Consider the following 20484-nt stretch of genomic DNA (forward strand, 5'->3'; position numbering starts at 1 on the left):
CGGGGGACCGCACGGCCGGCCACGGCCCACGACCCAGGCCGGGCCCGCGGAGGTGCCGGAGACGATCCGGCGGATCACCGGCGAGGCACCGGGCGGCGGCCACCTCCACGTCGCCCGCCTCGACGGCACCCGCACCGTCAGCCTGCGCGAGCTGTACGCGCGCTCCGGGCGCCTCGCCCGCCGGCTGAGCGAGCGCTACGGCATCGGCGCGGGCGACCGCATCGGCGTCCTCGCCGCCAACAGCCTGGAATGGGTGCTGCTCGACCTGGCCGCCCTGCGGCTCGGCGCGCAGACCGCCGGCCTGGAACCCGGCAAGTTCACCCCGTCCACCGCACTCCTCGACGGCTACGGCCTCCACCTGCTCTGCACCGACCAGGACACCGGCGGCATCCCCGACACCCTCCCCATGGACGGCCTGTGGGAGCTGGCCGCCCCCGGAGACGGCCCCGACACCGCCCCGCCGCCCGTCACCTGGGGCTCCGAGGACGTCACCACCATCAAGTTCACCTCCGGCAGCACCGGGATCCCCAAGGGCCTCGGCGCCACCGCCGGCAGCATCGACAGCTCCCTGAAGGCCGTCCAGGAGATCTTCGAACACACCCCCGACGACCACCTCTTCGTCTTCCTCCCCCTCTCCCTCCTCCAGCAGCGCTACTGGGTGTACTCCGCCCTGCTGCACGGCCACGACGTCACCATCACCACCTACGAGGCCGCCTTCGCCACCCTGCGCCGCGTCCGCCCCACCGTCGTCATGGGCGTACCGGCCTTCTACGAGAGCGCCCGCCGCCAGATCGCCGCCCGCCTGCGCCGTCAGGCCGGCCGGACCCCCGCCGAGGCCGCCCGGACCCTCTTCGGGGACCGGATCCGCTACCTGTGGACGGGCTCCGCCCCCGCCTCGCCCGACGTACTGCGCTTCTTCAACGACACCGCGGGCCTGCCGCTCTACGAGGGCTACGGGCTCAACGAGACCTGCATCGTCACCAAGAACCACCCCGGAGCGCACCGCGAGGGCAGCGTCGGACGGGCCGTGCGCGGCAAGGAGGTCCTGATCGGCGAGGACGGCGTCATCAGCGTCCGCAGCACCCACCCCGTCAACAACCACTACGCGTACGCCCGCGCCGGCGACTCCGAGAAGGTCTTCTCACCCGACGGCACCGTCCGCACCGGCGACCTCGGCCACCTCGACGAGGACGGCTTCCTCTTCGTCCACGGCCGCGCCGACGACGTCATCGTCCTCGACAACGGCAAGAAGGTCATCGTCCGCCCCATCGAGGAACTCATGCGGGCCGACCCGGCGATCGCCGAATGCGTCCTGTTCAGCCCCACCCAGACCGAGCTCGTCGCCGTCGTCTCCCCGGCCGGGGAGCCCGCCGACCACCGGGCCATCGCCGCCCGCCTCGCCGCCGTCAACGCCGCCACCGCCCCCGACGAGCGGATCAGCCGCGTCGTCGTCGCCGACCCGCCGTTCAGCATCGAGGGCGGCCTGCTGACCTCCCAGTACAAGCCCAAGCGCCCCGAAATCCGGGCCGCCTACCACTCCCCGCTGCACACGCAGGAGGCCGGAATCCATGCCTGACACGACCGACACCCGCGCCGCGATCGAGGCCGCGGCCCGCGACCAGCTCTCCCTCGTCCTGGTCCCCGAGGTCGAACCCGGCGCCATCGACCCCGACGCCGACATGGTCGCCGCCTACGGCCTGACCTCCCTCAACAAGGTCCTCTTCCTCACCGAGGTCTGCGAGGAGACCGGAGTCGACCTCGCCCACTTCACCGAGCACGACCTCGCCGGCATGAAGACCCTGCGCGACGTGACCGTCGCCCTCGCCCGCCACCACCACGCCACCACCACCGGAGTCTGAACCATGAACGCCCCGAGCTGGACCGAGCACACCACCGCCGTCCTGGAGAACGACCGCGTCCGCCTCACCCCCCTCACCGAGGCCGACCGCGAGGGCGTCCGGGCCGTGGCCATGGACCCCGACATCTGGCGCTACTTCGTCGCCGCCGTCGACACCGACGCCGACTTCGAGGCCTTCTTCGACGCCGCCCTCGCCGACCGCGCCGCCGGCCGCCGCGCCGTCTGGACCATCACCGACAAGGCCAGTGGCCGCATCGCCGGCAGCATGAGCTTCGGCAACATGGCCGAGGCCGACCGGCGCCTGGAGATCGGCTGGTCCTGGCTCGGCCGCGACTTCCGCGGCCGCGGCGTCAACCACTGGGCGAAGGCCCTGCTGCTGGAGCACGCCTTCGAGGTACTGGGCGCCGAACGCGCCGAGTTCAAGACCGACGTCCTCAACACCCAGGCCCGCCGCGGCCTCGTCAACATCGGCGCCACCGAGGAAGGCGTCCTGCGCAGCTTCAACTACATGCCCGGGGGCCGCCGCCGCGACGCCGTCTTCTACAGCGTCCTGCGCTCCGAATGGCCCACCGTCCGCGCCCTCCTCGCGCACGGCCCCAAGAAGGCCGTACCGGCATGACCACCGCCCCCGACATCACCCGGATACGGGCCGCCGGCACCCCGTACGAGATCGGCCGCGCCCACGGCGCGGCCCTGGCCGCACCCCTGCGCGCCTTCCTCGACGACGGCCTCGCCCGCCTCAACCACCTCGTCGACCGGCCCCTGACCCTGGCCTCCCTGCTGCCCTCGATCGCCGCCCACCGGGACGCGGTCGAGGCGGCCCTGCCCGACCTCGCCGAGGAAGTGACCGGCCTCGCCGACGGGGCCCGGATCAGCGAGGACGAGGCCTGGCTGCTCCAGCTGCGCCGCGAACTGACGGGATACTCCAAGGTCCGCGCCGGCGGCGACTGCACCACGTACGCCCGCACCGGACCCGGCGGCCCGCCCGTCCTCGCCCAGACCGTCGACCTCAGTGGAAACCTCGACACCCACATCGCCGTACTGGAGACCGCCCGCGCCGGCACCGCCCGGCGCTCCCTCGTGCTCAGCTTCGCCGGACTCCTCGGCTACCTCGGCGTCAACAGCGACGGCCTCGCCGTCGGACTGAACCTGGTCCTCGGCGGCACCTGGCGCCCCGGCGTCCCCCCGTACCTGGCCATCCGCCACCTCCTCGACACCGCCGCCGACACCGGCCAGGCCCTGAAGGTCCTCGCCGACCTGCCGCTGGCCAGCTCCCGCTCCCTGATGCTCTGCGACCACGAGCGGGTCCTGTACGCCGAACACCTCGACGGAGACCTGCGCGTCACCGAGGCCGCCCCCGGCGCCCTCGCCCACACCAACCACTACCTCCACCCGGACTTCGCCCCCGCCGACGAGCTCAACGTCTTCGCCCGGAACTCCTCGCTGCGCCGCCTCGCCGCCGCCCGCGAGGGACTCGCAGCCCTCCCCGGCGACGCGGACGCCGAGGAGCACTTCGACCTGCTCGCACGGCCCCCCGTACGGGTCCCCGACCGGGGTGACATCCGCGCCGAACGCACCGTCGCCGCGGCCGTCCTGTTCCCGGCGGCCGGGCGGCTCCACCTCCGGCCGGGCGACCCCGCGCGCTCCCGCACACAGGTGTTCACCCTGTAGCTCCGCGGCAGGGACGTGTCCGAGAAAGGAGCACGATGGACGCATGGCTGGTCGACCTCGACCAGGTCGCCCCCACCGACATCACCGCGCACTATCCCGAGGGCCTCACCGAGGACGAGCTGCGGCGCGGCGCCGAGTTCGTCCACGCGCGCGCGGCCCACCGCTTCTACCGCGCCCGCCTCACCGTCCGCCGCCTGCTGGCCGAACGCCTCGGCCTCGACGCGCACGACCTGCGCATCCACTACGACCCCGCCGGCAAGCCCTACCTGCCCGACCAGCCGGGCACCCACGTCAGCTGGTCCCGCTCCGACGGCCTGCTCCTGCTCGGCGCCACCGAGACCGGACCCATCGGGGTGGACGTCGAGCTGGTCCGCCCGGCCTCCAGCAGCCTGGACGTGCTCACCTTCATCTACCCCGGAGTCCCGGACGGGGTGGGCCCCGAGACCTTCTTCCACGCCTGGACCCTGCTGGAGGCCGCGGTCAAGGCCACCGGGCGCGGCCTGACCGACGGCGCCCGCGAAGTGGACCTGGCCTTCGGCCCCGACGGCTCGGTCACCCTGCGCGGGATCACCGGCCACGGCGCGCTGCCCTGGCACGGCCACACCGCGCTCCAGCCGACCCGGCAGGACTGCCCGTGGGCGATGACCGCCTTCGTCTCCCGGGAACTGCCCCCGGTGACCGTCCTGACCTGGCCCGACCGCGCCGGTGACCGCGTACGGCCCCCGGCGCGGTCCGCGGCGCGGTCCGCGGCGCCGGCCCCGTCCGGGATCACCGCGCGCTGAGCACCGGCGAACCGTCGGGGGCGATCGCGGAGAAGCCGGTGTACGGAACCAGCGCGGGCGGCACGGCCACCGAGCCGTCCGCGCGCTGGTACTGCTCGAGGACCGCGACGAGCGTACGGCCCACCGGCAGCGCCGAACCGTTGAGCGTCGCCGCGAACTCCTTGCGCCCGTCCCGGTCCCGGACCCTGATGCCGGCCCGGCGCCCCTGGAAGTCCCCGCAGTCGGAGCAGGAGGAGATCTCCCGGTAGGTGCCCTGGCCCGGCAGCCACACCTCGATGTCATAGGTGCGCCGGGCGGCGAACCCGAGGTCCCCGGCCCGCAGTTCCACCACCCGGTGGGCCAGGCCCAGGCGCTGGAGCGCCGTCTCCGCGTGCCCGGTCAGCAACTCCAGCTGCGCGGCCGAGTCCCCCGGCCGGCAGACGCGCACCAGCTCGACCTTCTCGAACTGGTGCAGCCGCACCAGCCCGCGCGTGTCACGGCCGTACGAGCCGGCCTCCGCCCGGTAGCAGGGGGTGCACGCGGTCAGCGCCAGCGGCAGCTCCTCCTCCCGCAGGGTCTCCCCGCGGAAGAGGTTCACCAGCGGCACCTCGGCCGTCGGGATCAGCAGCAGGTCCCGGTCGGCGGCGTTCGTCAGGAACAGGTCGTCCTCGAACTTCGGCAACTGCCCGGTACCGGTCATCGTCTCCCGCGTCACCAGGTGCGGCACCCCGTACTCGGTGTACCCGTGCCCGGTGGTGTGCAGGTCCAGCAGGAAGGCGGCCAGGGCCCGCTCCAGCCGGGCCCCGGCCCCCCGGGTCACGGCGAACCGGGACCCCGACAGCCTGGCGGCGCGCACTTGGTCCAGGATCCCCAGCCGGGTCCCGAGGTCCACGTGGTCGCGCGGGGTGAAATCGAAGCCGGGCACCTCCCCCCAGACCCGCCGCACCACCGGCGGGTCCTGCTCGGTCCCGTCGGGCACGTCCGGGTACGGCCGGTTGGGCACGGCCGACAGCAGCGCCCCCAGCCCCTCCTCCGCCTCCCGGAGCTCCTCCGACACCGCCCGCAGGCGCTCCTTGGCCTCCTGCATCCGGGCCCGGACGGCCCCGTCGGGGCGGGCCCCGCCCCGGGCGGAACGGTTCTGCTCCGCCCGCAGCTTGTCCCGCTCGGCGATGAGCCGGGCGCGCCGTTCGGTCAGGTCGCGCAGGGCGGCCCGGTCCAGGGCGTAGCCGCGGCGGGCCAGGTCGGCCGCGGCCGCGTCCTGGAGCAGGCTGTGCGGGTCGTGCATGACGGCTCCTCAGTCCTCGTCGGTGACGTGCGCGGTGGCGACGGCCCGGTAGCGGCCCGGACGGCGGGCCCGCAGCCACCGGGCGTGTCCCAGCCCGACGGCGGCGGCGCCCGCCATCAGCCACGGGATCCGGTTCACCCAGGCCGAGGTGGTGCCGGTGACCAGCGCGAAGTTGTCCAGCAGCAGCCAGAGCGCGCCCACCAGCCCGGCCAGGGCCAGTACGGGCGCGAGCCGGGTCCGCCACCAGTGCGCCTCGGGGTGCCGGCGGAAGAAGACCAGCACCGCCACGGCCACCGCCGCCTGGAGGGCGACGATCCCGACCGTGCCCAGCGCCAGCATCGTGGTGGCCAGGTTGGTGTACGGATGCGCCCCCGCCAGCGCGAACGCGGCGCACACGGCGGCCGTGGCCACCGACAGCACCACGCTCGCCCGGTGCGGGGAGGCGTGCCGGGGGTGCACCCGGGCCAGCGAGCCCGGCAGGACCCCCTCCCGGCCCAGGACGAACAGGTACCGGTTCGCGGCGGTGTGCAGCCCGAGCAGCGCGCCGAACAGGCTGGTGCACAGCAGCACCTGCATCACGCCCGTCGCGAAGGTGCCGAGGTAGTCGTCCGACAGGCGGAAGAACAGGTCGCCCAGCTCCTCGCCGGCGGTGTCCGCCACCCGGCCGGCGCCGACCGCCCCGACCGCCGCCCAGCTGACCACCGCGAAGAAGACGGTGATGAGCACCACGGAGGCGTAGGTGGCGACGGGCACGCTGCGCTTCGGATCGCGGCTCTCCTCGCCGTACAGCGCGGCCGCCTCGAAACCCACGTACGAGATCAGCGCGAACATCAGCGCCACCCCGAGCCCCGGCGCCAGCACCGTCTCCGGCCGGAACGCGGCGGCCGGCAGGGTGTCCGCCCCGTGCCGCACGCCGATGGCCAGCGCCAGCAGGCCCAGCACCGCCACCTCGGCGACCATCAGCACCGCCAGCAGCCGGGCGCTCAGGTCGATGCGCCGGTAGCCCATCACCGCCGTCAGGGCCAGCGCCCCGCCCGTCCACACCGGCCACGGCACCGGCGGTCCGTGCGCGGCGGAGACCAGTTCGGCGAAGTACCCGAAGGCCCCGGCCACGCCCGCGACCGCCGCCGTGTAGGCGAGGACGGCCGTCAGCCCGCCCGCGACGGCGAGCGGCCGCCCGAGCCCCTGGCCGATGTACGTGTAGAAGCCGCCGGCGCCCACCACGTGCCGGCTCATCGCCGCGTACCCGACGGAGAAGCACAGCAGGATGAGCCCGGCCAGGGCGAAGGTGGCGGGCACCCCCGCCCCGTTGCCGATGGCGTACGCGAGGGGAACCGAGCCCACCACCCCCGACATCGGGGCCGCCGCCGCGACCACGAGGAAGACGATCCGAGGGGTGGTCAGGGTCCGCCGCAGCCCCGGCGCGGCGACCGCCTCCGGCCGCCGCGCCTCGACGGGGAGGGTGGAGGTCACCGGATCACCTCGGGTGGGTGCGGATGATGTCGACGGCCTCCGGGACGCCCATGTACGGCAGCCGCACCTCGGCCATGTCGTCGGTCCACCGCTCGGCGAGGTCGTAGCGCTGCTTCGGGGTGGTCTCCAGCAGCTTGCAGCCGGGGAACACCTCGTAGCCGTCCAGCAGTTCCGCGTGCGCGGACATGCCCTCCTGGAACAGCTCCTCGCGCTCCAGCACGAACTCCTCCGACGGCAGCTCGTCCCACAAGCGCCGGCCGCGCCGGATCAGCTCGATCAGCCGCGGCCGGTACGAGGGATGGCGCGCCAGGTGCTCGCGGACGATGGAGCTGCCCACGGTCAGGTGGCGGATCTCGTCGATGGACGCCCCGCGCGCGATCTCCGCGGCGGCCGGGTCCAGCAGGGTCCACTTGCGCTCGCTGAGCTCTGCGGCGGGCGCCAGCACCCCCTCGATGACGATGGTGAACACCGCGACCGCCCCGATGAAGTCGCCCTCGTCGCGCACCACGCCCGTGGCGAACTCGGCGATCGGGTTCAGCACCCGGCGGGTGTAGTCGGCGCCCTGCTCCTTGATGAACCCCAGCAGCCCCTCCGCGGGCACCCCGAGGTCCACCAGGTGCTTGCGGAAGATCATCGCGTGCCGGGCCTCGTCGATCACCTGGGTGGCGAAGAACTCCTGCTCCACGACCCCGGGCGCGCCGATCACGTAGTGCGAGAGCACCTCCACGGCCCGGGACTCGGCCAGCGACCGGTTGCCCAGTTCCAGCACGAGGGCCTGCCGCAGCGGACCGTCCTCCTTCATGTGCGCCGGCGTCCCGGCGGCGTGCCCGGCCTCGGCCCGCCCGCGCAGGGTGCCCTGCGCGACCGCCGACAGCCAGTACCCCAGATCGCACTCCTCGGCGGTCAGGGTCATCTCCTGGGCGCCGTCGAGCAGGTTGGGCGCGCGGTCCCAGTCGGCCTCGACGGGGATCTGCGGAGCGGTGCTCATGATGCGACCTCACTTGCGGAAGCGGAAGCGGAAGCGGATGCGGGAACGGAGACGGAGGCGGAGGCCGCCGGGGTGACGCACGCGCTGTGCATGCGGCCGGCGAAGCTGAGCATCGGGGAGTCGACGGTGTGATGGCCGCCCGTGACCTCGGCGAGGAGCATGTCGTGGTCCCCGACCTGGTGCCAGCCCAGGACCCGGCAGGCCATGTGCGCCAGGCTCCCGCCGATCAGCGGGGCGCCGGTGAGCGGGTCGGTGGTCCAGTCGAAGCCCTCGAACTGGGCGTCGCCGAGCGGGCGGGAGGGGTTGGCGAAGCGGCGGGCCACGTCCTGCTGCGCCGAGCCCAGCACGTTCACCGAGAAGCGGCCCGCCCTGCGGACCATCGCCGCGAACGTCGACGTGGGCCGCAGGCACGCGCCGAGGACCAGCGGGTCCCGGGACAGGGTGACCACGGCGCTGGCGGTGGTGCCGTGCCGGACGCCGTCGCGGCTGACGGTCAGCACCGTCACGCTCGACGCGAGCCGGCGCAGGGCCAGCCGGGCCGCCTCCGGGTCCTCGTACCCCTCGGCGGGCACCGAGGTGCTGCGGACCGAGGTGCTGCGGTCCGTCAGCCAGGCCGGGTAGCGGCTCACCGGTTCGCCCCGACGGCCGGGGCCGCGGCGGTGGCGCCGAGGGTCGCGCCGGTCTTCGTCGTGGCAGCTTCCTCGTACGGCAGCGGCACCGGGCCGTCGGTGGCCGCGCGCCGCCCCAGCATGGCCGTCACCTGGTCGACCAGCGGGGTGGACTCCGGCTCGAAGGGCAGCCCGAAGGGCTTCAGGAAGTTCCCGAAGACGCCCCGGTCGCCGAAGACGTGGAACGGCAGCGCCAGCAGCGCCCACTCCGGCCCGATCAGCCACATCCACAGCAGCCCCACGGCGGCCACGCTCAGCAGGCTGTGCATCGAGTTGTAGAGCACGTAGTACGCCTTGTGGATCCGCCCGTCCGGGCTGCGCCGGTAGGCGATCGCGCCCGGGATGTAGCCCAGCAGGTCGATGTACAGGAACAGGCCGATCGCGGCGAACCAGTTGATGTCCGTGAAGTGCCACAGGATGAACCCGATCGTCACGGCGAACGCGACCAGGTACTCCAGGCGGTGCAGGTTGAAGGTGACCGGTGACTCCACCGGGTTCTTGATGTCCATGCGGGGTCGTCCTTCCGACGGGCCTGGCTGCGGGGGTGCTGCGGGTCAGGACAGCCGCAGCGGACTGCCGGCGAAGTAGCCGGCCAGCTCCGCGGCGACGCTCGCGCGCGACGGGGGGTGGAAGGCCAGGGCGCGCACCGCCGAGGAGAGGTACGCCACGTCGGCGGAGCGGATGAAGGCCATCCCGCCGAGCATCTCCACGGCCTGGTCGACGGTCCGCGCCAGCAGGTCCTGCGTCGCGTAGCGGGCGGTGAGCACCGCCGCGACCGCCTCGTCGCCCTCCGTGCCGTCCTCCAGGGACCGGGCGGCGCCCTCCACGAGCGCCACCGCCGCCTCCAGGCGCACCGCGAGCTGCGCGCGCTCCGCCGTGCTGCCGCGGCCGCCGTCCAGCACCTGGGCGACCAGCGCGGACGCGGCGCCGACGTACGAGGAGGTGGCGAGCAGCTCGAACCAGGTGAACCCGGCCGTCTGGAGGTCGTCCAGCCGCTCGGCGTCCTCCGGAGTGCTGTGGATGACCAGGTCCCGCGGTACCTCCACGTCGGTCAGCCGGACCTCGTCGCTCTGCGAGGCGGCCAGCACCGGAGTGGCCCAGAACGGCCGCGTCTCGATCCCGGGGGAGGAGGCGGGGATCAGCATCAGCGCCAGCGAGGAGCGCCCGTCGTCGTGCGCCACCATCACACTGGCCGTCAGCACGTCCATCGAACGCGAGAGGCTGCACGGCTTCTTCGAGCCGTTGACCAGGTAGCCGCCCGGGGTGCGGTCGGCCACGACCGAGGGCGCCAGGATGTTCTGGTCGGTACGCCCCTCCGCCCAGCCGGACGCCAGCAGCAGCCCGTCGGAGGCCACCGCCGACATCAGCTTCAGCTGGGCGGGCGTCAGCCGGTCCGCGACCTCCGCCAGGCGGAACAGCATCGCCACCGTGAAGTGGTGCATCACCGTGGCCACGCCCAGGGAGGGCGAGGCGGCGGCGATCGCCCGCTGCACCCGCACCGCCTGGAGCGCGGAGGCGGCCGCGCCGCCGTACGCGGCCGGCACGAGCAGCCCGGGACCGCCGTGCTCGCGGTACAGCTCCAGCACGGGGCTGTCCGCGCCCTCCCGGGCCATGAGCGGCAGCTCTTCGAGTGCGTCGAGAAGGCCTGCGTGGAATTGCTCGCAGATCCCGCGCGCTGTCGTCAGGGAACGCATCGCCGTGTTCTCCTCGGGCTGTCTCGGAATTCTCCTCCGAACCGGCGGGTATTCCCCGTGATCCGAAAGTCAATATGCGCTCAGAAGTCTTTCACCCGCTATCTGACTGAGGCCTGACACTCATCTGACCAGCGGTTTCAACTGACCCACCACTGACCGTCGGCTGACCGGGAGGCGGCTCGGGGGTTGTGGGGGAAGCCGGCGCGTGCCATAAGTGAGGGAGTTGTCGGCGCGAGAATGGATCTGAAATGACCGGAACGGTTCTGGAGACGGATGTCGCGCTCGAAGCCATCCGGCAGTATGCGGACGCGGGAAATCCGAGTGCGTATTTCGCCTTCAGCGACGGGAACAGCTATTTCCGGCTCCCGGACGTGCCCGGGGTGATCGTCTACCGCCCCGTCGGCCGCTACCTGGTCCAGTTCGGCGGCCCCTTCGCACCCTTCGCCCCCGCCGGGCCGGACGGACCCCGGGCCCGGCTGCTGGCGGGCTTCACCGCCTTCGCCGCCGGGCAGGGCCGCGAGGTCGTCTCCGTACAGCTCCAGGGCGCCGACGCCGACGTCTACGTCGACCAGGGCTTCACCGTCAACCAGATGGGCGCCTCGTACGCCGTCGACCTGGAGACCTTCACCCTGGCCGGCACCAAGTTCATGCAGCTGCGCAACAAGATCTCCAGGGCGCTGCGCAGCGGCCTGGAGATCAAGGAGGTCGCGTACGACGACTTCGCGGACCGCATCGCGGAACTCGACACCGCCTGGCTCGCCACCAAGGGCGAGGGCGTCAAGCCCCTGGAATTCCTCGTCGGCCAGACCGGCGGCCGCTACCAGCACCTGCGCCGCCTCTTCGCCGCCGTCCGAGACGGCGAGCTGATCGGCTACGTCTCCTACGCCCCCGTCTACGGCCCGCAGCCCGGCTGGATGCACGACCTGAGCCGCCGGCAGCCCGACTCCCCGCCCGGGGTGATGGAGGCCCTCAACAAGGCCGCCATCGACGTGTTCACGGCCGAGGGCACCCGCTGGCTGCACTTCGGCTTCACGCCCTTCACCTCGCTGACGGCCCCCCGGTTCCCGGGCCACAGCCCGGGCTTCCACTGGTTCATGGAGCACCTGTGGGAGCACGGCGCGCACATCTACCCGGCGCGCACGCAGCTCGAGTACAAGCAGAAGTGGGCGCCCTCCGCCGTGCTGCCGGAGTACATCGCCTTCCAGCACGGCGCGAGCCTGCCGGGGCTGGTCCACGTCTTCCGCGCCTGCAACGCGGTCTGAGAGGGAGGTCGTACGTGATGTCCGAGGAGATCCAGGCCCAGGGCCTGCTGGTCGTGGAACGCTTCCAGGCCTGCGCGGCCGCCCCCGACGACCTGGAGGCCGCCCGCCTCTGCGACGCGGACCTGGCCCGCCTGGACGCACTGCTGCGGGCGGCGGGGGAGTAGGCCGCGCGGAAGCGGGCCCCGCCGACACCGTCGGCGGGGCCCTTTCGTACGCGCACGGGATAACGGGGGTGGCGGGGAAGGGCTCCCCGCCACCCCCTCGGGCGGTGTCAGCGCAGCGCCGGGCGGGTGCGCACCAGCGTGCCGGCCGGGCCGCGGACCAGCATCGGACGCCTGCGCAGGGCCGGTTCGGGCCCCGCGGGCCGGGACACGCGGGCGACCAGGAGGTCCTGGACCACCGGGCCGGCCGGGCCCGCGAGCAGCTCGTGCCGCTCGCGCGTCACCGCCCGCCGGTCGAACAGCAGCCCCTGCCCCGGTGCCGGGGCCGCCTCCAGCAGGGGCGCGGCCCCGCCGGCGCCGAACAGCCGCGACCGGGCCGTCCCCGCACCGGCCCGCCCCGCCACCGCCACGAGGCCGAACCCGCCGGCCCCCGCGCCCGGCGGCCCGGGCAGCCGCACCGCGACCGTGGACCCGGCCGGCGCCACCGTGCGGACCAGGTGCAGCTCGATCAGCCAGTCCGCGTGGACGTCCAGCCACGGCCCGCCGAGGGTGCGCCGCAGCAGCGCCGCGAGCCCCGCCTCGAGCCGCCGGTCGGCCCCGTCGTACGGGACGTCGTACGGCACCTCGTACGAGGTGACGGGCAGGAAGAGCCAGTCGTCGTCCGCCGTCCAGGACATCCGCAGCCGCACCACCCGGTACGGAGGCTCCCGGAAACCGGCCGCGACCGCCCCGGGGACCGGGCCCAGCCCGACGAACGCGAAGCCGTGCTCCCGCAGTGACACGGCGGCTCAGCCCGCGGCGACGGGCGTGCGCTCGGCGACCGTGTCCCCGGTGCCGGGGCGCGCCAGGTCCAGGCGCTCGTCGAGGTGGCGGGCGGAGGAGTTGGCGCGCCACAGCGCGCCACGGGCGATGCCCCGGCGCATGTAGGCGGTGTCGGCGCTCGGGATGACCACGTTGTGGAACCAGCCCGCCGCGTGCTGGGAGTCGATGGTGATGTGCAGCCGGTGGTAGGTGATCCCCACCTCCGGCAGACCGAGCCGCTCCCAGGCCCGTACGACGTTGCGGAACCGGTCGGGCGCCAGCCACTCGGTCATCCCGAGGAAGCCGACCGCCTCCGGGTACAGGTGCCGGTAGCGGCACAGCAGCACCGCGAGGTTCCCGGAGTGCAGGTCGGTGGTGGTCATGGCGGCCTCGAGGTCCTCGGCGCGGACGTCGAACACCTCGTAGATCTTGTTGAAGAGGTGGGTGTGCACGGCCTCCGGGTCGCCGTTGCCCATCTCGTCCCAGTAGTTGGAGGCGATCTCCATCTTGCTGGCGCCGGCCGTGCCGATCTGCATCATCGCGAGGAAGTCGTCGAAGCGGCCGTCGATCAGCGACTCCTGGATGACGTACGTGCGCAGGTCCTCGCTGCGCGCCTCGCGGTTGATGAAGTCGGTGTAGTACGGGTGCTTGAAGGCGCGGTGCTTGCGGACGAGGCCCTTGAGCCAGGACAGGAACTGCTTGGGATCGGTGGGCGCCGACTCCAGCAGCCCGGGCTCCAGGTGGGCGTCCTCGGCCTGGAGGGTGGCGTTCTCCAGCAGCCGGGTGACCTCGTGCAGCAGCACCGAACCCTCGGCGGTGGGCCGGTCGGGTATCTGCATCACCGTCTGGTAGATGCGCGACAGCAGGAGCTGCTGGTGGTAGTGGGCGTCGTCGCGGCCGGGGCCGGCGATGGCGGCGGCGTTCATGTCGGTGACGGCCTCGACGATGCGGGCGCGCTCGCCAAGGAACTTGGCGTCGATCTCGTCGGCGTCGACGGTCAGCCAGGACGAGACCTCGTCCACGAGCGCGGCGGCGTCGGTCCTGCGGATCGTGGGCACGTTGGGGTGGTCGCTGGTGGGCAACTGCGTCTCCATGTCTCTCGGGGTCCCTCGGGAAGACGACGCCGTGTTCGGGGTCGCGCCGGGTTGAGGAAGAAGAAGGACATACGTCTCCGTCACGCGAGCCCGCGGGCGGACGGGCGTGATGCGCTCGCTCCGCGAGGCCGGGGACGAGATGGGCGCCGAAGGGGCCCTGCCGTGTGTGCGTACAGGGCCCCTCATGCCAAAGCACGCGCATCCCTGGTCATCGGATCGGGATGCGCGTGCCTGGGATGAGCACCTGCGGAGAGGGCAGGATTCGAACCTGCGTGGGCAGAGCCCGTCCGGCGAAGAGCCGGACCCCATTCGGCCGCTTTGGGTACCTCTCCAACGGCCTTTCTCTGCCATCAGCTTGGCACGGGCCGGCTGACATGCTGCTGATGGATATCTGAGACGGGAATTGGCGTCAACCGGTCAGGGCCCCATCAGCGGCGGCTGGGATAGTGAAGGACGATCGAACTTCTTCGCAGGCACATTTCACCAGGTACACAGGGGAGTTCCCGTGAGCGCCGAAACCGCCAAAATCTCCGTTTCCCGTCTCTACAACGACGAGAACGGCGAATCGCATTTCATCGACGAGACGCTGGAGGTGACGGCCGTCAATTTCGCCCCGCCCGCGCCTTCCCTCTTCGTCTCCGAGGGCGTGCCGGCCAAGCAGGCCGTCTACCTCTACATCCCCGCCGGCTGGTTCGGCGACTTCCACCCGGCGCCGCGCCGCCAGATCATGACGCTGGTCAGCGGCAGGATGGAGTGCGGGGTCAGCGACGGCACCTGGCGCACCTTCGTACCCGGCAACACCCAGCTGGTCGAGGACACACAGGGCAAGGGGCACGCCACCAGGGCCCTGGAGGACTGCGTGATGATCGTCTCCCAGCTCGCCGACTGACGCGTGCCGCGAAGGAGGAAGGGGCGCGGTCCGGATTCCCGGCCCGCGCCCCTTCCGCATTCCGCCGTGCTTCTTATCCCTTGACGTAGCCGAAGCTCTCGGCGAGCAGCCCGTTCTCAAGGCGGTGCACGTTCACCCCACGCACGAAGTCCCGGGCGCCGCTGCCCCAGCGCAGGGTCCAGCGGCAGACGGCGCGCTCGCCGGCCGTCCAGACGTCCTCGACCTCGAAGGTCATCTGCTGGTTGCCCGCGATGGAGGTCCAGAACTGAAGGCATTCGTCATATCCGACGTGCTTCGTGCCGTCCGGAGCCGGCCCGGAGTTCTCCAGCCGGCAGTTTTCGGCGAGGATGTCCTTCAGCAGACCGGGGTCGTGCAGCTGGAATGCCTGGTTGAACTGTTCGATGACTTTGCGTGTCTGCTCGTCGGACATCGGGACTCCTCATGTCTCATGGCTCGGCACGGGTGGCCCGCCCGGTCGGAACGGGCCACAGGAGAAAGTAATACAGTCCAACGGCTCCCTGTCCAAGACTTTGGAACTTCAGGCCATTTGAGTCAGTCGCACGTCAGTACCAGCCGCCTAGCTTCGTACTATGACCACAGCAGACAGTGCGCCTCTCGCATTGGCCTATCAGCAGGCCATCGAATATCTGGCGGGCCTCGCCGATCGGCCGGTGGGTGCCACTGCCGGCTCCGAACAATTGCTGAAAATGTTCGGTGGCCCGCTGCCCGCCGGACCGTCCGGGCCCACCGACACCATCGAACTCCTCGGCCGCGCGGTCGCCGAAGGCGGCATCCCCACGGCCAACGGCCCCCGCTACTTCGGCTACGTCACCGGCGGCACCCTGCCCGTGGCCATCGCCACCGACTGGCTCGTCGCGGCGTACGACCAGACCGCCAGCCTCTACAACCTCTCGCCCGCCATCGCCGTGGCGGAGGACGTCGCCGCGCAGTGGGTCCTGGAACTCCTCGGCCTGCCCGCCCACGCCTCCGTCGGCTTCCCCACCGGCTGCACCATGGCCCACCTGACCTCCCTGGCGGCCGCCCGGCACAAACTCCTCGCCGAGGCGGGCTGGGACGTCGAACGCGAAGGCCTGGGCGGCGCGCCCGACGTCGCCATCGTCGCCGGCGCCCAGCACCACATGACCATCGACCTCGCCGCCCGCTACCTCGGCTTCGGCACCGCGCGCATCCGCAACGTGCCCGTCGACGACAAGGGCCGCATGATCCCCGCCGCGCTGGAGGCCACCCTCTCCGGACTCGACGGACCGGTCATCGTCTGCGCGCAGATCGGCGACGTCAACTCCGGCGCCATCGACCCCGTCGGGGAGATCTGCGACATCGCGCACCGCCACGGCGCCTGGGTCCACGTCGACGGCGCCTTCGGCCTGTGGGCCGCGGCCAGCCCGAAGCTCCGCCCCCTCGTCGAGGGCGTGGAACGGGCCGACTCCTGGGCCCTGGACGCCCACAAGTGGCTCAACGTCCCCTACGACTGCGGCATCGTCGTCATCGCCCACCCCGAGGCCCACCGGGCCGCCATGCTCAACGAACGGGCCGGCTACCTCCCGCCCGGCACCGACGGCGAACGCGACGCCATCGAATGGGTCCCCGACTTCTCCCGCCGCGCCCGCAGCCTGCCCGTCTGGGCCGCGCTGCGCTCCCTGGGCCGCTCGGGCGTCGCCGACCTCGTCGAACGCTGCTGCGCCCACGTACACCGCTTCGCGGACCGCCTGACGGGCGTCGACGGCGTGGAACTCCTCAACGACGTCGTCCTCAACCAGCTCCTGGTCCGCTTCGGCGACGACGACGAGACGACCCGCCGGGTCATCGCCCGCATCCAGCGCAGCGGCACGTGCTGGTTCGGCGGCACGGTGTGGGAGGGCCGCGCGGCGATGCGCGTCTCGGTGGTCAACTGGCGCACCACGACGGAGGACGTGGACCGGAGCGTGGAGGTCATCCTCGAAGCCCTGGCCCAGGAACGCGCGACGGCCTGACGAACCCCCGGCCTGGGGCGCGGCCGGGGAGCCGGGCCGGCTTGGCGCCCACGGCATCGGGATCGGCGGGCCCGTCGGCCGCGTCGAAGCAGGAGATCAGCTCGTCCAGGCCGTCACGCTCGATCTGCCGTCGGCCGGCCTTCTCCACGGTGTGCGCGTACCACTTCGGGTCCATCGTCATGACTCCACGGTCCAGCTCATCGCTCCGGGCCGGGCCCCGGGCCGGGCGGCCGTCCCTCATCTCACGAGTGCAACGGCCGGACCATCGCCATGAGCACGGGGGAATCCGGTGACGGCCGCACGGGCCCGATCGCCTCGTAGCCCCACGACTCGTAGACCCGCTGCACCTTCCCCTCCCCGGCGGCCGGGTTGACCATGAGCGAGGCGTACCGCTCCTCGCGACCGGCCAGCAACTCGTCATGGACCCGCCGGGCCAGCCCCGTCCCCCGGCAGGCCGCCGTCACGCCGATCTCCCTGAGGGCCAGGGCCGGCGAGACGGTGTACTCCCCGTCCACGTCGCCGATCCGCCTCCACCAGAGGTCCCCGGCCCCGACCGTGTTGCCGTACGCGTACCCGACCGGCCGGTCCCCTGGGCCGAAGGCGAGCACGGCCGCGAAACCCGGCTCCCGGCCGTACCGCTCCAGCCGCTCGGCAAAGGTCGGGACGGCGTAGTTCCGCAGGTGCAGCAACGGCTCCCGCACCTCGGCGTACACCGCGGTGAGCGGTCCACGGACCTGCTCCAACTCGGTGAACCGGCGCAGCCGGGTCTTCATACGACGTCCTCCAGGTATTGCGGCCGCGCTGCGCACGGCTGCCGGGGCGGCTTGCCGGGCCGTTCGCCCGGCCCGCGCCTGCCCCCTGGCAGAGGCTACAGATCCCGCACCATGACCCCGTAGAGGGGTGAGTCGTCGGGGGGCTTGGCCTCGTCCCGCTTCTCGTAGTCCCGCTTCTCGTAGCCCCAGCCCTCGTACAGGGCCTGCACTTTCGGGTGGGCGGAGTCCACCAGGAGCGTCGCGAAGTCCACGTCCAGCGACTGAAGCAGCGCGTCATGGATCCGCTGCGCCCCGCCGGTGCCCTGCCACCGCGGTATCACCGTCAGCTCGGACAGAGCGAAGATCCGGCCCCGCACCCCCTTGGGAAACCACTGGCGGCTCCACTGCCACCCCCTGACGGATCCGTCTCGGCGAGCAACATCATGTCGCCCGTCTGGGGGCTGGCGGTGAGTTCTTCCTGGCTGGGAAAGACTGAGGGTTCCTCGCAGCGACTCAGCACTCCGCTTCTCGTCGGCATGACATGAATCCTCGCTGAACCTAGCCTTGGCCAGCCCTGGTTCTGCGATGCTGGAGGCCGATCGAGAGGGGCCGCAGCGATGCAGTGGAAGATCCACGGGGAACGTCCGATCTATGAAAACAAGTGGGTGAACCTGTGGCTCACCGACATCGAAACGCCGGACGGCAACCGCTGGGAACACCACGTCGTCAAGCTCCGCCACCTGGCAGTGGCCGCCGTGCTCAACGACCGCCAAGAGGTCCTGATGATGTGGCGCCACCGCTTCATCACGGACGCGTGGGCTTGGGAGCTACCCATGGGCCTGGTGGAAGCGGAGGAGACCCCCGGCGAGGCTGCCGCTCGTGAAGTCCTCGAAGAGACTGGCTGGCGTCCGGGCCCGATGAATCCGCTGATCTACGCCGAACCGGCGAACGGCATCACTGACTCCCAGCACCACCTGTTCCGCGCGGACGGTGCGACGTACGACGGGCCGCCGACCGAGAAGAACGAGTCGGACCGGGTCGAGTGGATCCCACTGGCGAACATCCGGGGCATGATCGACCGCCGCGAGATCGTCAGCAGCGGCTCCCTGGTCGGCCTCCTCTACGTCCTGATGGACGAAGGGGTTCGCTGACTCTGTGGGGGAAGCATCGCTCGTAGACGGGCCTCGAAAGCAACCGCGGCCGGCACCTCGCGATAGGGCGCAAGCTGCTCGTAGAACTCGCGAAGGTGCCCGGCCACCCGCTCGGACGACACCGCTGCGGCAGGCACCAGTGCCTCTATCGCCGTGTGGCACGCCTGGTCGAGCTTGCCCCGCTGGAACTGGGTGCGAGCCAGCCAGAGGGCGTGGAACGCCCGGCCGCGCTGGTTGGCAGGATCCTCCCGCGCCAGCGCATCCGCGATCAGCGGTTCGGCGATCGCTGTCTCGCCGAGACGGCCGTGCGCAATGCCGGTGTCCACGATGAGCTTCGGTTCATCGAAGTACGTCACCCATGCCGGGTCCGGGTCGCCCTCGTGGATGCGCTCGAACTGACTGTGAGCCTCGGAGATCGCGTTATGCGTCGCCTTCCGGTCCCCCAAGGCCGCGTGGGCGAAGGCTTCGCGCATGGCCAGCATCGCCCGTACTCTCGGTGTCGCCCCGCTGGCGGCACGGGCCTGGTCCTGGGCAGCAGACACCAGCGCAAGCGCGTCCGCCGGCCTGTCCTGGTAGGTCGCTTGCAAGCTCATGCAGGCCAGCACGTTGGCCATGAACGGATGGTCGTCGATCTCTCTGGCCAGTTGCAAAGCCTCCGAGAAGTACGCGCGGGCCTGCTGGTACTGCCGGGCGTCGAAGTACGTCCAACCCGTCAGCCGCGCCAGCTCCGCCGCGATGCCGTAGAGGCCGTTCTGTATCGGCGTCGGCCGCTGGCGCTTCAGCAGTCCTTCGACGTATCTCAGCTGGCCGACGACGGCCGGTCGAAGGGTCTCCCCGCCGTGCTCGTCGTCGCGTCGCCAGTAGTCCTCGATCGAGGACCGGAGCGCCTGGAGAGTGGAAGGGCTCGGCTTGGCACCGGCAGCCAAGGCAAGGATGCTGTCCACCTCCACCCCAGGTAAGACTGCAAGCGGCCTGAGCCCGGCAGGCGGGTGCACCGACTTCGGTGGCTCTCGCTCTGCCACCGCAAGCGCGGCCGGCGTTTCCCACTCCCGTCGAGCAAGCCCAAGCATGTTCCCCGGGATGCGCAACCCGTCGGCAATCCGCTCGATCACGTCCATGTGGAGTAGCTGCCGCTGGCCCGCGATTACCTCCCCCACCCGGCTCGGCGTCAGCTCACACTGGCGCGCGATCATCGACGGGTAGATGCCAGCGCGTGCCTTGACCAGACGAAAGACCCTCGCGAAGTCGCGTACTCGGCACGCGTCGATCATCTCGGGATCGGTGAGCAGACTTGCCGGTAGTTCCTTCGTGCGACGTGACTCGGGCATCGGGCACGCTCCGGAGGAAGACTACGGATCGCTTCAAGGTCTCAACGGACCGTGATGTTACCCAAGTTGGGTAATCCGCTGGGCCTTTCTGGCCCGTCGTCCTGATCGCGATCCTTCTGGACATGGCGAAGCGAGCGAGGACGACCGCCTTGAACGAGTCGGCGGGCACTCCTGACACAGAGCGAATGGCCCTCGGGAAGACCTCTGACCTGGGCATAGAACCCCGCGTCCGGATGAGCATCCGGGTATCGCGGGACTCGGGCCGGACGTGGTCGCCGAGCACGCGGGTCCTGGAAGGCGACCCGTTCGACATCCTCTCCAACCCCCCCCGTGCGAGTGCCCGCGCTGTGGCGGTACGTCGTCGTCGGCCGGTGCCCTTCGGCCGGCATCCATCGCGCCGGGGGCGGCGTAGTGACCACTTCCCGACCGTGAAAGCTCCTTTAGACCGGGGTTCCCGGGTACGCGGTCGAGCCTCGTGGGGCAGGCGTCAACAACACGCCGTGCTTCTCTACGCCGCTGCCGTCATCGTCCTGGTGGTCACCCTGGCCATCGCTGGTGATCCCGGCCGCTGAACCTGCACCCGGCTTCGGCACGAATCCCGAGTTCGCTCGATCCGTGGCCTCGCGCCACCCCCCGTCTCCTCACCGGCCCGGAAAA

Annotated in this window: 22 protein-coding genes and 1 tRNA gene; 10 read left to right on the top strand and 13 right to left on the bottom strand. The window is 71.9% G+C overall.

Annotation, left to right across the window (positions count from 1 at the left end; genetic code table 11):
- Window positions 1–52 precede the first annotated feature (52 nt).
- The 5 genes from ACFY7H_RS29190 to ACFY7H_RS29210 are packed head-to-tail and all read left to right on the top strand — an operon-like array spanning window position 53 to window position 4311.
- Window positions 53–1576, top strand: coding sequence for an AMP-binding protein (locus ACFY7H_RS29190; RefSeq protein WP_388943995.1), 1524 nt, complete (start codon window positions 53–55; stop codon window positions 1574–1576).
- Complete coding sequence (locus ACFY7H_RS29195; protein ID WP_388943998.1) at window positions 1569–1859, top strand: acyl carrier protein; 291 nt, start codon at window positions 1569–1571, stop codon at window positions 1857–1859. The genes ACFY7H_RS29190 and ACFY7H_RS29195 overlap by 8 nt, the downstream gene beginning before the upstream one ends.
- A 3-nt stretch (window positions 1860–1862) precedes the next feature.
- Window positions 1863–2477: a GNAT family N-acetyltransferase gene (locus ACFY7H_RS29200; RefSeq protein WP_388944001.1), complete on the top strand. Its 615-nt coding sequence runs from the start codon at window positions 1863–1865 to the stop codon at window positions 2475–2477.
- The gene (locus ACFY7H_RS29205; RefSeq protein WP_388944004.1) at window positions 2474–3529 is read left to right on the top strand and encodes a C45 family autoproteolytic acyltransferase/hydolase; all 1056 of its coding nucleotides are present in this window, start codon (window positions 2474–2476) and stop codon (window positions 3527–3529) included. The genes ACFY7H_RS29200 and ACFY7H_RS29205 overlap by 4 nt, the downstream gene beginning before the upstream one ends.
- Before the next feature lie 35 nt (window positions 3530–3564).
- Window positions 3565–4311 carry a 4'-phosphopantetheinyl transferase family protein gene (locus ACFY7H_RS29210; RefSeq protein WP_388944007.1) on the top strand — a complete coding sequence of 249 codons (747 nt, stop codon included), beginning with the start codon at window positions 3565–3567 and terminating at the stop codon, window positions 4309–4311.
- Here ACFY7H_RS29210 and serS read toward each other — a convergent pair.
- The 6 genes from serS to ACFY7H_RS29240 are packed head-to-tail and all read right to left on the bottom strand — an operon-like array spanning window position 4298 to window position 10398.
- A complete protein-coding gene (serS, locus tag ACFY7H_RS29215) occupies window positions 4298–5575 on the bottom strand; it encodes a serine--tRNA ligase (RefSeq protein ID WP_388944010.1) in 1278 nt (425 codons plus the stop codon). The two genes, ACFY7H_RS29210 and serS, sit on opposite strands and share 14 nt — an antisense overlap.
- A gap of 9 nt (window positions 5576–5584) precedes the next feature.
- Window positions 5585–7048 carry an APC family permease gene (locus tag ACFY7H_RS29220; protein WP_388944014.1) on the bottom strand — a complete coding sequence of 488 codons (1464 nt, stop codon included), beginning with the start codon at window positions 7046–7048 and terminating at the stop codon, window positions 5585–5587.
- Between the two features lie 4 nt (window positions 7049–7052).
- Window positions 7053–8036 (bottom strand): VlmB-like protein, encoded by a 984-nt coding sequence (locus tag ACFY7H_RS29225; RefSeq protein ID WP_388944017.1) that lies wholly within the window; start codon window positions 8034–8036, stop codon window positions 7053–7055.
- On the bottom strand, window positions 8033–8665 hold the full coding sequence (locus tag ACFY7H_RS29230; protein ID WP_388944019.1) for a flavin reductase family protein: 633 nt from the start codon (window positions 8663–8665) through the stop codon (window positions 8033–8035). The genes ACFY7H_RS29225 and ACFY7H_RS29230 overlap by 4 nt, the downstream gene beginning before the upstream one ends.
- On the bottom strand, window positions 8662–9213 hold the full coding sequence (locus ACFY7H_RS29235) for a hypothetical protein (protein ID WP_388944022.1): 552 nt from the start codon (window positions 9211–9213) through the stop codon (window positions 8662–8664). Before ACFY7H_RS29235 ends, ACFY7H_RS29230 begins: the two co-directional genes overlap by 4 nt.
- Before the next feature lie 45 nt (window positions 9214–9258).
- On the bottom strand, window positions 9259–10398 hold the full coding sequence (locus ACFY7H_RS29240) for an acyl-CoA dehydrogenase family protein (RefSeq protein ID WP_388944025.1): 1140 nt from the start codon (window positions 10396–10398) through the stop codon (window positions 9259–9261).
- Between the two features lie 248 nt (window positions 10399–10646).
- Between ACFY7H_RS29240 and ACFY7H_RS29245 the strand changes: the two genes are divergently transcribed.
- Complete coding sequence (locus tag ACFY7H_RS29245; RefSeq protein WP_388944028.1) at window positions 10647–11660, top strand: bifunctional lysylphosphatidylglycerol flippase/synthetase MprF; 1014 nt, start codon at window positions 10647–10649, stop codon at window positions 11658–11660.
- A gap of 17 nt (window positions 11661–11677) precedes the next feature.
- Complete coding sequence (locus ACFY7H_RS29250; RefSeq protein ID WP_388944031.1) at window positions 11678–11824, top strand: hypothetical protein; 147 nt, start codon at window positions 11678–11680, stop codon at window positions 11822–11824.
- A gap of 107 nt (window positions 11825–11931) precedes the next feature.
- Here ACFY7H_RS29250 and ACFY7H_RS29255 read toward each other — a convergent pair whose 3' ends face one another.
- From ACFY7H_RS29255 to ACFY7H_RS29265, 3 genes are all read right to left on the bottom strand, one after another.
- Window positions 11932–12603 (bottom strand): hypothetical protein, encoded by a 672-nt coding sequence (locus tag ACFY7H_RS29255; RefSeq protein WP_388944034.1) that lies wholly within the window; start codon window positions 12601–12603, stop codon window positions 11932–11934.
- Window positions 12604–12609: 6 nt separating this feature from the next.
- Window positions 12610–13716 carry an iron-containing redox enzyme family protein gene (locus ACFY7H_RS29260; protein ID WP_388944037.1) on the bottom strand — a complete coding sequence of 369 codons (1107 nt, stop codon included), beginning with the start codon at window positions 13714–13716 and terminating at the stop codon, window positions 12610–12612.
- Between the two features lie 247 nt (window positions 13717–13963).
- Window positions 13964–14048 (bottom strand) — tRNA-Lys (locus tag ACFY7H_RS29265).
- 173 nt (window positions 14049–14221) lie between these two features.
- Between ACFY7H_RS29265 and ACFY7H_RS29270 the strand changes: the two genes are divergently transcribed.
- The gene (locus tag ACFY7H_RS29270) at window positions 14222–14605 is read left to right on the top strand and encodes a hypothetical protein (protein ID WP_361608284.1); all 384 of its coding nucleotides are present in this window, start codon (window positions 14222–14224) and stop codon (window positions 14603–14605) included.
- A 73-nt stretch (window positions 14606–14678) separates the two neighbouring features.
- Here the strand turns inward: ACFY7H_RS29270 and ACFY7H_RS29275 are convergent, their stop codons facing one another.
- A complete protein-coding gene (locus tag ACFY7H_RS29275; protein ID WP_388944040.1) occupies window positions 14679–15035 on the bottom strand; it encodes a nuclear transport factor 2 family protein in 357 nt (118 codons plus the stop codon).
- A gap of 277 nt (window positions 15036–15312) precedes the next feature.
- Here ACFY7H_RS29275 and ACFY7H_RS29280 point away from each other — a divergent pair, with 277 nt between their 5' ends.
- Window positions 15313–16596: a pyridoxal phosphate-dependent decarboxylase family protein gene (locus tag ACFY7H_RS29280; protein WP_388944042.1), complete on the top strand. Its 1284-nt coding sequence runs from the start codon at window positions 15313–15315 to the stop codon at window positions 16594–16596.
- A gap of 242 nt (window positions 16597–16838) precedes the next feature.
- Here ACFY7H_RS29280 and ACFY7H_RS29285 read toward each other — a convergent pair whose 3' ends face one another.
- Both ACFY7H_RS29285 and ACFY7H_RS29290 read right to left on the bottom strand, forming a co-directional pair.
- On the bottom strand, window positions 16839–17369 hold the full coding sequence (locus tag ACFY7H_RS29285; protein WP_388944045.1) for a GNAT family N-acetyltransferase: 531 nt from the start codon (window positions 17367–17369) through the stop codon (window positions 16839–16841).
- 95 nt (window positions 17370–17464) lie between these two features.
- Entirely contained in the window at window positions 17465–17725 is a 261-nt protein-coding gene (locus ACFY7H_RS29290) for a hypothetical protein (RefSeq protein ID WP_388944048.1), read from the bottom strand.
- 240 nt (window positions 17726–17965) lie between these two features.
- On the opposite strand from ACFY7H_RS29290, the gene ACFY7H_RS29295 reads away from it, so the two are divergent.
- Entirely contained in the window at window positions 17966–18499 is a 534-nt protein-coding gene (locus tag ACFY7H_RS29295) for an NUDIX hydrolase (protein ID WP_388944052.1), read from the top strand.
- Here the strand turns inward: ACFY7H_RS29295 and ACFY7H_RS29300 are convergent.
- Window positions 18469–19827: a hypothetical protein gene (locus tag ACFY7H_RS29300; RefSeq protein WP_388944054.1), complete on the bottom strand. Its 1359-nt coding sequence runs from the start codon at window positions 19825–19827 to the stop codon at window positions 18469–18471. The two genes, ACFY7H_RS29295 and ACFY7H_RS29300, sit on opposite strands and share 31 nt — an antisense overlap.
- Window positions 19828–20484 lie beyond the last annotated feature (657 nt).

This window comes from Streptomyces sp. NPDC012794 (assembly GCF_042901085.1).
Taxonomy (GTDB): domain Bacteria; phylum Actinomycetota; class Actinomycetes; order Streptomycetales; family Streptomycetaceae; genus Streptomyces.

Coding starts and splice junctions, on each gene's coding strand:
- ACFY7H_RS29200 (WP_388944001.1), top strand. CDS start 1,863: ATGAACGCCCCGAGCTGGACCGAGCACACCACCGCCGTCCTGGAGAAC.
- ACFY7H_RS29250 (WP_388944031.1), top strand. CDS start 11,678: ATGTCCGAGGAGATCCAGGCCCAGGGCCTGCTGGTCGTGGAACGCTTC.
- ACFY7H_RS29260 (WP_388944037.1), bottom strand. CDS start 13,716: ATGGAGACGCAGTTGCCCACCAGCGACCACCCCAACGTGCCCACGATC.
- ACFY7H_RS29280 (WP_388944042.1), top strand. CDS start 15,313: ATGTTCGGTGGCCCGCTGCCCGCCGGACCGTCCGGGCCCACCGACACC.
- ACFY7H_RS29225 (WP_388944017.1), bottom strand. CDS start 8,036: ATGAGCACCGCTCCGCAGATCCCCGTCGAGGCCGACTGGGACCGCGCG.
- ACFY7H_RS29205 (WP_388944004.1), top strand. CDS start 2,474: ATGACCACCGCCCCCGACATCACCCGGATACGGGCCGCCGGCACCCCG.
- ACFY7H_RS29275 (WP_388944040.1), bottom strand. CDS start 15,035: ATGTCCGACGAGCAGACACGCAAAGTCATCGAACAGTTCAACCAGGCA.
- ACFY7H_RS29240 (WP_388944025.1), bottom strand. CDS start 10,398: ATGCGTTCCCTGACGACAGCGCGCGGGATCTGCGAGCAATTCCACGCA.
- serS (WP_388944010.1), bottom strand. CDS start 5,575: ATGCACGACCCGCACAGCCTGCTCCAGGACGCGGCCGCGGCCGACCTG.
- ACFY7H_RS29195 (WP_388943998.1), top strand. CDS start 1,569: ATGCCTGACACGACCGACACCCGCGCCGCGATCGAGGCCGCGGCCCGC.
- ACFY7H_RS29210 (WP_388944007.1), top strand. CDS start 3,565: ATGGACGCATGGCTGGTCGACCTCGACCAGGTCGCCCCCACCGACATC.
- ACFY7H_RS29245 (WP_388944028.1), top strand. CDS start 10,647: ATGACCGGAACGGTTCTGGAGACGGATGTCGCGCTCGAAGCCATCCGG.
- ACFY7H_RS29235 (WP_388944022.1), bottom strand. CDS start 9,213: ATGGACATCAAGAACCCGGTGGAGTCACCGGTCACCTTCAACCTGCAC.
- ACFY7H_RS29295 (WP_388944052.1), top strand. CDS start 17,966: ATGCAGTGGAAGATCCACGGGGAACGTCCGATCTATGAAAACAAGTGG.
- ACFY7H_RS29285 (WP_388944045.1), bottom strand. CDS start 17,369: ATGAAGACCCGGCTGCGCCGGTTCACCGAGTTGGAGCAGGTCCGTGGA.
- ACFY7H_RS29300 (WP_388944054.1), bottom strand. CDS start 19,827: ATGCCCGAGTCACGTCGCACGAAGGAACTACCGGCAAGTCTGCTCACC.